This is a genomic window from Vibrio sp. 1874 (assembly GCF_033344395.1).
Taxonomy (GTDB): domain Bacteria; phylum Pseudomonadota; class Gammaproteobacteria; order Enterobacterales; family Vibrionaceae; genus Vibrio; species Vibrio alginolyticus.
Map to the genome: position 1 here is coordinate 15652 of NZ_JAWPOR010000004.1, position 14315 is coordinate 29966.

A 14315-nucleotide genomic window follows, 5' to 3' on the forward strand; every position below is an offset into this window, starting at 1 on the left:
CATTTTAGCTGTCAGTGTCGGGTCTTTTTGACCTTTGTTTGCCGCTAGTATTGCTGTCTGTCAGCGATACGCTCAGAGCCACGAGAACGAGAGTTTCTAAATGAGTGTGAATTTGTCCCATGTATCTGCGACTACCAAGACGCCAGTTTCTGATGTGTCCGCTAAAGCGTCCGCAGAGAGCACTGAGAGCAAGGGATTTTTAGAAACGTTAACCGATGCGTTTGCTAGTAAACAAAAGCCCGAAAAAGTAGCAACAGAATCGACAGTAGTTGAAGAAAAAGAAAGAGCGGATGTAGGCAGTACTTCTTCTGCTAACGTCTCGGACGAATTGTTGGCGCAAGAAAGCCAAGAATCCGTCAGTGACGAGCCCCATGGTTTTGATGAAATATCAGCAAACAAACCGAATGCAACCTTAAGTGAAGAAGCAAGTTTACAAAAGGCGAGTAACAGCACACCTTTGGAGAATGATGTTGAAGCTATTGAAAAAGTGAAATCAACATCAATCGATACGAGCAACCCATCAAATACAGTGGACGTAAAAAGCACGATGGGCGAAGGACAACAGCTTCTTGGTCGAATTGAACAAGCGAATCAAACCCTGAATGCGAGTAATGCATCCATCGATAGTGGCAAAGTTTTGCCTCAGAGCGCGAATTTAGTGCATTCGTTCCACGAGCAAGCAACCGTTTCGACACACCTTGATGAGCTGGCTTTGAATGAAACGCCATCAGTTCATTCGCTTGAACAAGCACAGATGATCCCAGGACAAGACTTAGAGCCAATTTTAGATAAGAATGGTCAACCTATCGATGTCGACAAACTTTCGCCTGAGTTTGCTGCTTGGCAAGAGCTAGCGAAACAAGCCAGCCATCCGACGGCTAAGAGCGCAGTCAGTGGTGAAGTAGCTAATGATCTGTCGCCGTTGTTAACAGACGTTGATGGTTCCAACATCGACGCGCTTCCACGAGTCTCCTTGGATGAACTTGAAGTTATAGATACTAAGTTGGCGCAAGGAAAACCACTGACTCGGCAAGAAGCTCAGATCATTGAAGGGTTGAAACAAGGAAGGATCACGGCGGATATTCCTGAGCAAGACCTTGCCCAATTTGTTGCGCTCCCTAATGACATTAAACAGATTCTCGCAGAGCAACAAGTACAACATAATTTAACTCGCCAGGCTGGAGCTATGGCAGTGTCTCAGCAAATCCAGCATGCAGCGGCTCAAGCCCTCCAGCCACAAGCTACTCATAGTGGAGATAAAGTAGCATTATCTTCAACGCCCGATACGTTGATAGCCGCGCAAGTGCCGACGTCGCTTCAAGGTGTGAAAGACGGAGAGATTAGCCAGAAAGTGATGAACGCAGCATTGGCGACTGGTGCGCTAAAGGCGCCTGCGGATAGACAAGATAAGCCGGATCTCCAACACGGTTTCGCTGGACAGCTTCAGGCTATGGCAGGTCAGCAAGGAATTAATGTACAGCAACAAGCGCGTATTGATGCTGCACAACAAGCTCAGCTTCCGTTGCAACTAACTAAAGAGCTAGCCAACGAGCAAGTTGCGGAAAAAGTGCAAATGATGATGTCGAAGAATCTGAAAAATCTCGATATTCGTCTTGATCCACCAGAGTTAGGTCGTATGCAAATTCGTATGACCATGAATAATGACGTTGCCAATGTACATTTTACAGTGAACAACCCGCAAGCTCGTGACATTATTGAACAGACGCTCCCTCGTTTGAGAGAAATGCTAGCGCAACAAGGTATGCAGCTGGCTGATTCTTCCGTCCAGCAACAAAACAGCGGGCAACAGCAAGGTAGGTATACTGCTGAACAACATGCTCAAAGCGCGCAAAGTGGCGGTTTCTCTGGACAGTCCGAAGAGGGTTTTGAATCTGATGTCAATCTGGATTTGAATGTCGCTTCAAAGCGTGATGGAATTAGTTTTTACGCATAAAAGGCCGTTTAACGGCAATGGAATATGGTTACCAAGCAACTCACTAAAACGTCTTGGTAACTCAAAAGAACAATAAGAGACAAGAATGGCAGAAGAACAGTTACAAGGGGCCGATGCGCCGAAAGGAAAAAGCAAGTTACTTATCATCATCATCGCTGTTGTAGTATTACTACTTGGTGGCGGGGCAGCGGCATTTTTTCTAATGGGCTCTGATGAACCTGCTCAGGCTGAATCGTCTCAACAGGCTCAAGTGAAGGCATCGGATGCTGCGCCCATCGCGTATGTGAATCTTCCTCAGGCATTTGTATTTAACGTTACTGGGGATAGCCGCGATAGGTTGGTTCAAATTAAAGCGCAGTTAATGGTTCGCGGTGCAGAAAATGAAGGGTTGGCGCGGTATCATTCGCCACTGATTGAAAGCTCTATGCTATCAACGTTTGCTTCCGCGACGGTTGATCAATTGCGCTCTCCTACAGGACGAGTGGAATTGCGCGATCGTGCTTCCGAAGATATCAAAGCAGCGCTGAATGCTGCGGTCGGTAAGCCAGTGATTGAAAAAGTACTGTTTACAGATTTTGTTATTCAATAGGTAAAACGTGACCGATCTATTAAGCCAAGACGAAATTGATGCGCTATTGCATGGGGTTGACGATGTTGATGACGTCGATGAACCGATAGAAAACGACACTGAGGGTGCCGTCAATTTTGATTTCTCGTCGCAAGACAGAATCGTACGTGGTCGAATGCCGACGCTCGAACTTATCAACGAGCGCTTTGCACGGCACATGCGTATTAGTCTGTTTAATATGCTGCGTAAAACGGCAGAGGTGTCGATCAATGGCGTGCAGATGATGAAGTTTGGTGAATACCAGAACACATTGTACGTGCCAACCAGTTTGAACATGGTGCGTTTTCGTCCGTTAAAAGGCACTGCGTTGATCACCATGGAGGCTCGTTTAGTCTTTATTCTGGTAGAAAACTTCTTTGGCGGTGATGGTCGATTCCACGCCAAAATCGAAGGCCGTGAATTTACCCCAACGGAACGCCGCATCATTCAGTTGTTACTGAAAATTGTATTTGAAGATTATAAAGAAGCGTGGTCGCCAGTGATGGGGGTAGAGTTCGAATATCTCGACTCTGAAGTAAACCCAAGCATGGCAAACATTGTCAGCCCGACAGAAGTGATTGTCGTGAGTTCATTCCATATAGAAGTTGACGGCGGTGGCGGCGATTTTCATGTCGTTATGCCTTACTCCATGGTTGAGCCTATTCGTGAACTATTGGATGCAGGTGTTCAGTCCGACAAGATGGAAACGGACGTTCGCTGGAGCTCAGCACTACGTGAAGAGATCATGGATTGTCCGGTTAACTTCCGCGTGAACTTGCTCGAAAAAGACATTTCTTTGCGTGATCTCATGGAGCTGCAACCGGGCGATATCATCCCGATTGAAATGCCAGAACATGCGACGATGTTTGTAGAAGACCTACCGACCTATCGCGTAAAAATGGGTCGTTCGGAAGACAAATTAGCGGTGCAAATTTCTGAGGAAATTGAGCGCCCACATGTCGTCAAAACAGATTTAGCTTTCTTAGGTAAAGACATCATGTCTGAGCTTGAGAGTGAAGACGATATAGACCATTAAGATACCTTATTAAACAGACATGCTATGGCATGAGTAAGGCGTAACACAGGATAGAAAAATGGAACCAAGTGACGATCAAAAGCTAGCAGACGAATGGGCAGCCGCTCTTGGCGAAGACCCGTCTGCCCCTTCTGTAGACGTAGATGAAGTATTGGCTGCGCCACTGGAAGAGCTAAAAGACACTTCAAGCCCAATTAGCGAAGATGAGCGTCGTAAACTCGACACTATTATGGATATCCCGGTGACGATTTCGATGGAAGTCGGTCGTTCTCAAATTAGCATTCGGAACCTGTTGCAGCTTAACCAAGGTTCGGTTGTTGAGTTGGATCGTCTAGCCGGTGAGTCGCTCGACGTATTGGTTAACGGTACTTTGATTGCTCACGGCGAAGTCGTGGTCGTCAACGATAAGTTTGGTATCCGTTTGACGGATGTGATCAGCCAAACTGAACGAATTAAGAAGCTGCGTTAAGATGAGTCGTTCAATCAAAATGCGATTGAAGCAAATCACTGGAGCACTGAGCTTAATGCTAAGTGCTCCTTATGCATTGGCTGCCGCACCAAATAATCTGGATCTTGCGACGACACTTGGCTCGCTTGTGCTTGTAATCGGCGTGATTCTTTTGCTGGCTTGGTTGCTGAAACGTATGCAAGTGCCAGCGATGGGACAACAAAAGGGCTTGCGTATAGTGAGTCAGTTGCCAGTGGGTACAAAAGAAAGAATCGCAGTAGTTCAAGTGGGTGAAGAACAGTTTTTGGTTGGGATTACTAGCCAATCGATCCAAACTTTAGCCAAGTTAGATAAGCCACTGAAAGAGGAAGAGTTGGCGACCAATGCTTTTGCGACTCAATTTAGCCAGCTGATCAAAAAACATGACAAAGGGTAATCCAATTCGTTTGCTCCTGAGTACGTTGTTACTTTTTGTCGGCGTGCTGTTTTCTTCATTTACCTTTGCTGAAGCAGAGGAGTCAGCGCTGCCAGATAACTTAGCCGATGGAAGTAGTGTTACAGTTCAGGCTATGCAAAGTGATACTGGTGCTAGCCGTGCTATGTCCGTTTCTAGTGGCGGTGGTATTCCAGCATTCACCATGACCACGAACCCTGATGGCAGTGAAGACTACTCGGTTACACTACAAATTTTAGCGTTAATGACCATGCTTGGCTTCTTGCCTGCCATGGTGATTCTGATGACCTCATTCACTCGAATTGTAGTGGTGATGTCGATATTGCGTCAGGCAATGGGTTTGCAACAAACGCCTTCTAATCAGGTCATTATTGGTATTGCGCTGTTTTTGACCTTTTTTGTTATGTCTCCTGTCCTGAACGAAATCAACGACAAAGCTGTTCAGCCTTATTTGAACGAGCAAGTTACGGCGCGAGAAGCGTTTGATGCAGCACAAGCGCCAATGAAAGCATTTATGCTTAAGCAGACCCGAATCAAAGATTTGGAGACGTTCGTAACCATGTCTGGAGAGCAAGTCGAGGATCCAGAAGATGTGTCGATGGCGGTGTTGATTCCGGCTTTTATCACCTCAGAGCTAAAAACTGCATTCCAAATTGGCTTTATGCTCTTCTTGCCGTTTTTGATTATTGACCTTGTAGTCGCTTCGGTACTGATGGCAATGGGTATGATGATGTTGTCACCAATGATTGTTTCGTTGCCGTTCAAGTTGATGTTGTTCGTATTGGTCGATGGTTGGAACTTGATACTCTCGACACTTGCGGGCAGCTTTGCCCTTTAGATAAGCGCAGATAGAGGATAAGACATGACACCAGAAATGTTTGTCGAGCTTTTCCGTGAAGCACTTTGGATGGTGCTTATCATGGTCTGCGCCATTATCATCCCAAGCTTGCTTATCGGCCTTGTAGTTGCGATTTTTCAAGCTGCGACATCCATCAACGAACAAACATTGAGCTTCTTACCGCGTTTGATTGTCACGCTTTTGGCCCTGATGCTGTTTGGGCATTGGATGACGCAAATGTTGATGGAATATTTCTATGGCTTGATTGAACGCTTACCTCAGGTGCTTTATTAGAGGCGCCTATGGAGTACCCCACTAGCGTTGTCTTAGATTGGATCGCAAACTACTTCTGGCCCTATGTTCGTATCTCATCCATGTTGATGGTGATGACAGTAACCGGGGCCCGATTTGTTTCGCCAAGAATCCGCCTTTACCTCGGTTTAGCCATCACTTTCGCTGTCATGCCAGCCATCCCCGCCGTACCTCAGGACATTGAGCTACTCTCGTTTCGTGGCTTCATGACCATTGCCGAGCAAATGATCATCGGCATAGCGATGGGTATGGTTACTCAATTTATGATTCAAACCTTTGTCCTACTTGGTCAAATATTGGGTATGCAATCAAGTTTGGGCTTTGCTTCTATGGTTGATCCTGCAAATGGTCAGAACACGCCATTGCTTGGTCAGTTATTCATGTTCTTAACGACAATGTTTTTTCTTGCCACCGATGGACACTTAAAAATGCTGCAATTGGTGGTGTTCAGTTTCAAAACTTTGCCGATTGGCTCCGGCTCGCTCAACGCGGTTGATTTCCGTGAAATGGCAGGCTGGCTTGGTATTATGTTCCAAACGGCACTGAGTATGTCTCTATCTGGCATTATTGCGCTACTGACCATTAACTTGTCGTTTGGTGTAATGACCCGTGCCGCACCACAGCTGAACATCTTCTCGCTTGGTTTTGCTTTTGCTTTGATGGTGGGTCTATTACTTTGTTGGTACATACTGGCTGGTCTATACAGTCATTATGAAATGTTCTGGACAGTGGGTGAGGCGCAGATTTGTCGGCTTATTCGCTTGGAGTGCTAAGATTTGGCAGAATCAGACGGTCAGGAACGCACCGAAGAAGCCACGCCCCGACGGTTACAACAAGCCAGAGAAAAGGGGCAGGTCGCTCGATCTAAAGAGCTCGCATCAGCATCTGTGCTGATCGTTGGCGCCATTTCATTGATGTGGTTTGGCGAGGCGTTAGCACGTTCATTGTTTTCCATCATGAGCCGTTTATTTGATCTTCAACGAGAAGAGATTTTCGATACTGCAAAACTGTTTGATATCGCTTTGGGCGCGATGAGTGATTTGTTGTTCCCACTATTTTTGGTGTTAGCGACATTGTTTACCGCCGCCATGATTGGAGCAGCAGGTGTGGGAGGAATCAGTTTTTCTGCCCAAGCGGCCATGCCCAAGCTGTCGAAAATGAATCCGCTTAGCGGCTTAAAGCGAATGGTTGGAATGCAAAGCTGGGTAGAGTTGATCAAATCAATCCTTAAAGTGGTTCTGGTCACTGGTGTCGCCATCTATTTGATCCAAGCATCGCAGGCCGATCTGATTCAATTGAGCATGGATGTGTATCCGCAAAACATCTTCCATGCTTTAGATATTTTGCTGAACTTTATTTTGCTGATCAGTTGCTCGCTATTGATTGTGGTTGCCATCGATATTCCATTTCAAATCTGGCAGCACGCCGATCAGTTAAAAATGACCAAGCAAGAAGTCAAAGACGAATACAAAGAGACTGAAGGTAAGCCGGAAGTGAAAGGCCGTATTCGTATGTTGCAAAGGGAAGCGGCTCAACGTCGAATGATGGCGGATGTTCCTCAAGCTGATGTTATTGTTACTAACCCTGAGCACTTCTCGGTAGCGCTTCGTTATAAGCAGAAGACAGACCGTGCGCCAGTCGTGATCGCTAAAGGTACTGACCACATGGCGATGAAGATTCGAGAAGTCGCCCGCGAACATGACATTACGATTGTGCCCGCACCACCTTTGGCTCGTGCGTTGTACCACACGACAGAGCTCGAGCAAGAGATCCCCGATGGGTTATTTACTGCCGTCGCTCAGGTTTTGGCATTTGTATTCCAATTGAAGCAATACCGAAAACGAGGTGGACAGCGCCCGAAAATTCAAGATTATGATTTGCCAATCCCGCCCGAGCACCGTCATTGATACGAAAAGCGGTAAAGCCTTAAAAAAGCTCGTTTGATCAAAAGCTAAGCTCTATTTGAGTGTTTAGTCATTATTTTGGCGCTAATTCTGGTACATAGATTGCTTAAAACGCTTTAATTATCAACCCTACCTAAACTTTTAGGCTAAAGCGGTCGCGTATTAATAGTAAGAGCTTACGTGACGCTTCAATCGATTGAGATCTCTCGCAGTATGAAGTTAAGCCTGCCGTTTGCAGATAAATTGCCACGAATCCCTCAACGTGAAATGCCAGCTATTGGTGCTCCGGTGATGGTTTTGGCCACCCTAGCGATGGTGGTACTGCCGATTCCAGCATTTTTGTTGGATATGTTCTTCACCTTTAACATCGCGCTGTCGATGGTGGTGTTGTTAGTGACCGTTTACACACGTCGTCCTTTGGACTTCGCTGCTTTTCCAACGGTATTGCTGATCGCCACGTTGCTCCGCTTGGCTTTGAACGTTGCCTCGACTCGTGTCGTCTTACTGCATGGTCATGAAGGCGGTAATGCGGCAGGTAACGTAATTGAGGCGTTCGGTAACGTCGTTATTGGTGGTAACTACGCGGTCGGCCTAGTGGTTTTCCTCATCTTAATGATCATCAACTTTATGGTGGTGACCAAAGGTGCGGGTCGTATCTCTGAGGTAAGTGCTCGCTTTACGCTTGATGCGTTGCCGGGTAAGCAAATGGCGATTGATGCGGACTTGAATGCCGGATTGATAGACCAAGAGCAGGCAAGAGTTCGTCGTTTTGAAGTGACCAAAGAAGCGGATTTCTATGGCTCGATGGATGGTGCCTCGAAGTTCGTAAAAGGGGACGCGATTGCCGGTATTTTGATTCTGTTTATCAACATCGTCGGCGGTCTGTCGATCGGTATGGCGCAGTATGGATTGGGTTTCGGTGAAGCGATTGAAATCTATACCTTACTGACAATCGGTGATGGTTTGGTCGCACAAATCCCATCGCTATTGCTGTCGATTGCAGCGGCAATGATGGTGACGCGCCAAAACACCGATGAAGACATGGGTGAACAGCTGGTCTTCCAGATGTTCGACAACCCAAAAGCGCTGATGATTACTGCGGCTATTCTTGGTGTGATGGGCATCGTACCGGGCATGCCACACTTTGCGTTTTTGAGCCTGGCAGTCGCGGCCGGTGCAGCGGCATATTTCATCGACAAACGGCAGAAGCAGAAAGCGAAAGAGCCCGCTTTACCAGCAACAGCAGACGAAGGTGCAGAACCTTCCTCACAGCGCGAACTGTCTTGGGATGACGTCCAGCCAGTCGATATTATTGGCTTGGAAGTCGGTTATCGCTTAATCCCTTTGGTGGACAGAGACCAAGGTGGGGAACTGTTAGAGCGCGTAAAAGGTGTGCGTAAAAAGTTATCGCAAGATTTTGGGTTCCTAATTCCAGCGGTTCATATTCGTGACAATCTTGAGCTGACCCCAAACAGTTACCGAATTACATTGATGGGGGTTGCGGTGGGCGAAGCAGAGATTCGTCCGGATCAAGAGCTAGCGATTAACCCAGGTCAGGTGTATGGCATGATTGATGGTGAGCCAACCATTGACCCTGCTTTTGGACTGGAAGCCGTATGGATCCGAGAAGATCAGCGTGAGCACGCGCAGGCTCTGGGTTATACGGTTGTTGATTCATCAACGGTATTAGCGACGCACCTAAGCCAGCTATTGACCAACAACGCATCACAGCTAATTGGCCATGAAGAAGTAGAGAATTTATTAGAAATGTTGGGACGCAGCGCGCCTAAGTTGGTCGAGAACTTTGTTCCTGACCAATTACCATTAGGTGTGGTGGTGAAAGTCCTACAAAACTTGTTAAACGAGGCCATTCCAATCCGCGATATTCGCACGATTGTTCAAACTTTGGCTGAGTACTCAAGTAAGAGTCAAGAAGCTGACATATTGACGGCAGCAGTTCGAATTAGTCTTAAACGTCTAATTGTTCAAGAAATCAATGGTATAGAGCCTGAGTTACCAGTGATTACTTTGATACCTGAACTGGAACAAATATTGCATCAAACTATGCAAGCATCAGGAGGCGAATCCGCGGGGATTGAACCGGGACTCGCTGAGCGATTGCAGTCTTCACTAAGCCAAGCGACACAGGAACAAGAACTGAAAGGCGAACCTGCCGTTCTGCTTACTTCTGGTGTATTACGCTCGACGTTGGCTAAATTTGTGAAGAACACAATACCTAATCTCCGGGTACTGTCTTACCAAGAAATCCCGGATGAAAAACAGATCAGAATTGTGCAAGCCGTGGGTAACTGATCTCACGCATCATTAATGGATTCATAGTTTGAAAATAAAGCGATTTTTTGCCAAAGACATGAGAACGGCGCTGCTCCAAGTGAAAGAGGAGTTAGGCGCGGAAGCGGTGATCATGTCAAACAAGAAAGTGGCTGGTGGAGTAGCGATTGTTGCGGCGATAGATAGTGAATCTAATCCGCCTCAAGCAAGCGCAGCGTCACAGCAAAATCGCGGTGCTTCTCAATCGAATCGCTATAACGAACATCGTCAAATGTCATCGTCTTCTGCTGATCGTTACCAAGATCGTCATTTAGATGAAGATAAAATTAGCCTGAACAGTAATAACAGTAACAATGAAAAAACAGGCTCAATGACGCAGCGATTCGCTAATATGCTTAAGCAATATAGCGGTGGTGCAGCAGAGGCTGACGACCACGTAGCGGAAAATGAAGATTCGCTCTCTGCTTTGCTGCAACGCCAAAATAAGCATCGCGACGGCTACAACCAAGAAAAGCCAGCGCCATATCAACCAGATTCACCTTTGGCGAAGCTAATCGCACAGGACAATCGATTTGAACGTCCGACGCCCAAGCTGGACCCGACGCGCTATGACCGACGTCGCCCAAGTGATGAGCGTGACGAATCGGCCGATGAGCTAGAAAGCATGCGCGAAGAGATGACGTCAATTCGTCGTCTGTTGGAGCACCAAGTTTCTGGCCTGATGTGGCAAGAAGTAGAACGCCGTGAGCCGCTAAGAGCAATGCTGATTAAGCGCTTAGAGCGAATGGGCGTTTCTCCGGAGTTAGCAGACCAGATGGCCTGTTATATTCCGGAAGATACAAAGCCAGCGCGAGCGTGGAAAGCGTTATTGTCGCTGGTGGCGGATCAAATCAATATTCCTAAACAGGACATTTTAAAACGTGGTGGCGTAGTCGCATTGTTGGGTCCGACTGGGGTTGGGAAAACAACAACCGTAGCGAAACTCGCAGCACGCGCAGCCATGGAATACGGTGCCGACAATGTGGCCCTTGTGACAACAGACACATATCGCATAGGTGCACATGAGCAACTCTCAATTTACGGAAGAATCATGGGTTGTCCCGTAAGAGTTGCTAAAGATTCTAACGAGTTAGCCGATGTTATATATCAGCTAAGAAACAGAAGACTGATTTTGGTCGATACGGCAGGGATGGGGCAACGAGATGTGAGGCTTTCCGAGCAGCTCGACACTCTAATGCAAGAGAGCGGAGAAGTGATTCACAGCTACCTTGTTTTGCCGGCTACCGCACAACGTCGTGTTCTACAAGAAACGCTGGATCACTTCCGACGTATACCACTTTCGGGTTGTATTATGACGAAGCTTGATGAGTCATTAAGCCTAGGCGAATTCATCAGTGTAGTGATTCAAAACGCAATGCCAGTAGCTTACATCGCTAATGGTCAGCGCGTACCAGAAGACATTGTGATAGCGCAACCAAAATATATGCTTGCGAAAGCAAATGAACTGTTAGAGAAGTCGACAGAGAACGAACCTCACTTTTGGAACAGTGACAGTGAAGGACTCTAAGGCGGCGGACTACTATGACTGAGAATATGATACACGATCAAGCAAGCGGCCTCCGTCGCTTAACACAACCATCGTTGACCAAAGTGATTGCTGTTACTGGCGGCAAAGGTGGTGTGGGGAAATCAAACGTAACACTGGGTCTGGCGATTTGTATGGCTCGCCAAGGCAAGAAGGTGATGGTTCTCGACGCTGATTTAGGTCTGGCCAATGTGGACGTGATGCTCGGAATTCGTGCAAAACGTAATCTAGGACATGTCTTAGCGGGTGAATGTGAGCTAAAAGATGCGATTGTCGAAGGGCCTTATGGTATAAAGATAATTCCTGCAACTTCTGGCACACAGAGCATGACAGAGCTTTCTCACGCTCAGCATGCTGGACTCATTCGAGCATTTGGTAGTCTTGAAGACGAAATGGATGTCCTGCTGATTGATACCGCTGCTGGTATCTCTGACATGGTAATCAGTTTTTCGCGAGCAGCTCAAGATGTGGTTGTAGTTGTGTGTGATGAACCGACGTCAATCACAGATGCCTATGCATTAATCAAGCTGTTGAGTAAAGAACACCAAGTTCAACGCTTTAAAGTTGTAGCAAATATGGTCAGAAGCTACCGTGAAGGGCGAGAATTGTTTGCAAAGTTGACACTAGTCACAGAGCGATTCTTGAATGTTAGCCTTGAACTCGTAGCATGTATTCCATTAGATGATAAAGTTCGACAGGCTGTAAAAAGACAAAAAATTGTCGTTGATGCGTTCCCACGCTCGCCTGCCGCTTTAGCTATCAGCTCACTAGCAAACAAAGCGTTGACGTGGCCACTACCGAAAACACCAAGTGGACACTTGGAATTTTTTGTGGAAAGGTTGCTAAATCGTACCGAATTCGCAGAGGACCCTTTTGGTGAATAAAGCGATAACCTATGACCAACATGGCAAATTTAATAGCCAGCAGGCGTTCATTGAACGTTATTCAGTGTTGGTTAAGCGCATTGCTCACCACCTACTAGGCCGTTTACCGCCGAGTGTTCAGGTAGAGGATTTAATTCAGGCCGGCATGATCGGTCTTATCGAAGCTCAGCAGAATTATGATGGTTCTAAAGGTGCGAGCTTTGAAACTTATGCAGGTATCCGTATTCGTGGCGCAATGTTAGATGACATGCGTAAAGGCGATTGGGTACCGCGTTCTGTTCATAAAAATAATCGAGAGATTAACCAAGCGATTGCGGAGCTGGAAGGCGAATTAAATCGAGATCCTACTGATTCTGAAGTAGCCACGCATCTCGGTATGACACTGGATCAATATCATAGTGCTCTTACCGATATCAACTGCTCAAAATTAGTCGGTATTGAAGATTTAGGCGTTTCTGATGATGTGATTTCACCGGCGGATGAAACCGATGACAGCAACCCATTCAAAGGGGTAGTTGATGAATCATTTCGAAAAGCACTGGTTGAATCAATAAAACAGCTTCCAGAGCGTGAAGCTTTGGTTCTTTCGCTTTATTATGATGAAGAACTCAATTTGAAAGAAATTGGCGATGTGTTAGGCGTAAGCGAATCTCGCGTAAGTCAAATACTGAGTCAAGCGATGCAACGTTTACGTACCAAGCTCAGTGCGTGGACACAAAATGACTAAAAACACTGATTTTACGATTCAGTGGAGGCAATTTTGAATAAAAACATGAAGATCCTTATTGTTGATGATTTCTCAACAATGCGCCGTATTGTTAAAAACCTGCTTCGTGACTTGGGTTTCAATAACACTCAAGAAGCGGACGATGGTTTAACCGCATTACCAATGCTGAAAAAAGGTGACTTCGATTTTGTTGTAACTGACTGGAACATGCCAGGTATGCAAGGCATCGATTTGCTTAAACACATCCGCGCGGATGCAGAACTTAAGCATCTGCCAGTTCTAATGATCACGGCTGAAGCGAAGCGTGAGCAGATCATTGAAGCTGCTCAAGCAGGTGTAAACGGCTACATTGTTAAGCCATTTACTGCTGCAACATTAAAAGAAAAATTAGATAAAATTTTCGAGCGTTTATAACTCTCTCTTTCTCTTTGTTATTCGAGTCATTCATACCAATTATTAAATACCTATTAAATGACTCGTTTAGCGTTTTCAAAGTGATAAGAAGAACTAAACGTAAAAGGGTCTATTCAGAATGATCTCACTAGAGCAGGCGAAGTCACTCGTTCAAATGCTAGAAAACGGGGAACAAGACCAAGCCAATATGCTTGTTGCCTCGATCTACGAAGGTGCCGATAACCCAATGCTGCAAGAAATTGGAGCGTTAACTCGAGACCTTCACGAATCACTCAAGCAGTTCAGTCTCGATCAGCGCATGACCGAAATTGCGAAAGACGAAATCCCTAACGCTAGGGATCGTCTCAATTATGTGATCGAGAAGACAGAGCTTGCAGCCAACAAAACAATGGATGCGGTCGACTGCTGCCTTCCTATCGCTGATAACCTGCATGATTGCCTTCTAAAAGTTCGTCCTCAATGGAATGAACTCATGCACGGGCGCATAGAATTAAGCGAATTTAAAGCACTGTGCCACCGAATCGACGGGCTATTAGTGCAAGTCGAAGGTGACAGCACTGAATTGCGCGGCCAGTTGACCGAAATTCTCATGGCGCAAGACTTCCAAGACCTAACTGGCCAAATCATTCGCCGCGTAATTACGTTGGTTAATGAAGTAGAAGGCCGCTTAGTGGAAATCCTAACCGTATTCTCTGGAAATAAACTTGAAGAACACATTCAAGTTTTGTCAGAACCGGCAGATAAAAAGAATACACAAACAAGCGAAGCCGAAGGCCCGATTCTTCATCCAGAACTGAGAGAAGATGCGGTTTCATCGCAGGACGAAGTCGATGACTTGTTGTCCAGTCTTGGATTTTAAA

15 protein-coding genes are annotated in these 14315 nt (G+C 46.3%); all 15 read left to right on the forward strand.

Translation table 11 applies throughout. From position 1 onward, the window contains the following. The first annotated feature begins 100 nt into the window (after positions 1-100). The 15 genes from R8N46_RS09960 (at position 101) to R8N46_RS10030 (ending at position 14314) form a co-directional block, all read left to right on the forward strand. A complete protein-coding gene (locus tag R8N46_RS09960; protein WP_213972413.1) occupies positions 101-1954 on the forward strand; it encodes a flagellar hook-length control protein FliK in 1854 nt (617 codons plus the stop codon). Positions 1955-2039: 85 nt separating this feature from the next. Then, a complete protein-coding gene (gene fliL / locus R8N46_RS09965; protein ID WP_213972414.1) occupies positions 2040-2543 on the forward strand; it encodes a flagellar basal body-associated protein FliL in 504 nt (167 codons plus the stop codon). Between the two features lie 7 nt (positions 2544-2550). Then, positions 2551-3597: a flagellar motor switch protein FliM gene (gene fliM, locus R8N46_RS09970; protein ID WP_005380478.1), complete on the forward strand. Its 1047-nt coding sequence runs from the start codon at positions 2551-2553 to the stop codon at positions 3595-3597. 58 nt (positions 3598-3655) lie between these two features. Beyond that, a complete protein-coding gene (fliN, locus tag R8N46_RS09975) occupies positions 3656-4066 on the forward strand; it encodes a flagellar motor switch protein FliN (protein WP_005380479.1) in 411 nt (136 codons plus the stop codon). A gap of 1 nt (position 4067) precedes the next feature. After that, positions 4068-4481: a flagellar biosynthetic protein FliO gene (gene fliO / locus R8N46_RS09980; RefSeq protein WP_115386228.1), complete on the forward strand. Its 414-nt coding sequence runs from the start codon at positions 4068-4070 to the stop codon at positions 4479-4481. Beyond that, positions 4468-5337: a flagellar type III secretion system pore protein FliP gene (gene fliP, locus R8N46_RS09985; RefSeq protein WP_005384464.1), complete on the forward strand. Its 870-nt coding sequence runs from the start codon at positions 4468-4470 to the stop codon at positions 5335-5337. The genes fliO and fliP overlap by 14 nt, the downstream gene beginning before the upstream one ends. Positions 5338-5361: 24 nt before the next feature. Beyond that, positions 5362-5631 (forward strand): flagellar biosynthesis protein FliQ, encoded by a 270-nt coding sequence (gene fliQ / locus R8N46_RS09990; protein ID WP_005380488.1) that lies wholly within the window; start codon positions 5362-5364, stop codon positions 5629-5631. Between the two features lie 8 nt (positions 5632-5639). Next, positions 5640-6422 (forward strand): flagellar biosynthetic protein FliR, encoded by a 783-nt coding sequence (fliR, locus tag R8N46_RS09995; protein WP_005384463.1) that lies wholly within the window; start codon positions 5640-5642, stop codon positions 6420-6422. Between the two features lie 3 nt (positions 6423-6425). Next, the gene (gene flhB / locus R8N46_RS10000) at positions 6426-7556 is read left to right on the forward strand and encodes a flagellar biosynthesis protein FlhB (RefSeq protein ID WP_005380490.1); all 1131 of its coding nucleotides are present in this window, start codon (positions 6426-6428) and stop codon (positions 7554-7556) included. A gap of 210 nt (positions 7557-7766) precedes the next feature. Further along, a complete protein-coding gene (flhA, locus tag R8N46_RS10005; RefSeq protein ID WP_054576339.1) occupies positions 7767-9866 on the forward strand; it encodes a flagellar biosynthesis protein FlhA in 2100 nt (699 codons plus the stop codon). Between the two features lie 28 nt (positions 9867-9894). Continuing rightward, positions 9895-11412: a flagellar biosynthesis protein FlhF gene (gene flhF / locus R8N46_RS10010; protein WP_115386227.1), complete on the forward strand. Its 1518-nt coding sequence runs from the start codon at positions 9895-9897 to the stop codon at positions 11410-11412. Positions 11413-11426: 14 nt separating this feature from the next. Further along, a complete protein-coding gene (locus tag R8N46_RS10015) occupies positions 11427-12314 on the forward strand; it encodes a MinD/ParA family protein (protein ID WP_005380498.1) in 888 nt (295 codons plus the stop codon). Beyond that, positions 12307-13041 (forward strand): RNA polymerase sigma factor FliA, encoded by a 735-nt coding sequence (locus R8N46_RS10020; protein ID WP_005380499.1) that lies wholly within the window; start codon positions 12307-12309, stop codon positions 13039-13041. Before R8N46_RS10015 ends, R8N46_RS10020 begins: the two co-directional genes overlap by 8 nt. A gap of 45 nt (positions 13042-13086) precedes the next feature. Further along, complete coding sequence (gene cheY / locus R8N46_RS10025; protein ID WP_017635949.1) at positions 13087-13455, forward strand: chemotaxis response regulator CheY; 369 nt, start codon at positions 13087-13089, stop codon at positions 13453-13455. A gap of 118 nt (positions 13456-13573) precedes the next feature. Then, positions 13574-14314 (forward strand): protein phosphatase CheZ, encoded by a 741-nt coding sequence (locus tag R8N46_RS10030; RefSeq protein WP_005380502.1) that lies wholly within the window; start codon positions 13574-13576, stop codon positions 14312-14314. Position 14315: the final 1 nt, after the last annotated feature.

Bases quoted from the DNA above. Each gene is read 5' to 3' on its own strand.
- R8N46_RS09960 (WP_213972413.1), top strand. From the start codon at position 101: ATGAGTGTGAATTTGTCCCATGTATCTGCGACTACCAAGACGCCAGTT.
- fliL (WP_213972414.1), top strand. From the start codon at position 2,040: ATGGCAGAAGAACAGTTACAAGGGGCCGATGCGCCGAAAGGAAAAAGC.
- fliN (WP_005380479.1), top strand. From the start codon at position 3,656: ATGGAACCAAGTGACGATCAAAAGCTAGCAGACGAATGGGCAGCCGCT.
- fliO (WP_115386228.1), top strand. From the start codon at position 4,068: ATGAGTCGTTCAATCAAAATGCGATTGAAGCAAATCACTGGAGCACTG.
- fliP (WP_005384464.1), top strand. From the start codon at position 4,468: ATGACAAAGGGTAATCCAATTCGTTTGCTCCTGAGTACGTTGTTACTT.
- fliQ (WP_005380488.1), top strand. From the start codon at position 5,362: ATGACACCAGAAATGTTTGTCGAGCTTTTCCGTGAAGCACTTTGGATG.
- fliR (WP_005384463.1), top strand. From the start codon at position 5,640: ATGGAGTACCCCACTAGCGTTGTCTTAGATTGGATCGCAAACTACTTC.
- flhA (WP_054576339.1), top strand. From the start codon at position 7,767: ATGAAGTTAAGCCTGCCGTTTGCAGATAAATTGCCACGAATCCCTCAA.
- R8N46_RS10015 (WP_005380498.1), top strand. From the start codon at position 11,427: ATGACTGAGAATATGATACACGATCAAGCAAGCGGCCTCCGTCGCTTA.
- cheY (WP_017635949.1), top strand. From the start codon at position 13,087: ATGAAGATCCTTATTGTTGATGATTTCTCAACAATGCGCCGTATTGTT.
- R8N46_RS10030 (WP_005380502.1), top strand. From the start codon at position 13,574: ATGATCTCACTAGAGCAGGCGAAGTCACTCGTTCAAATGCTAGAAAAC.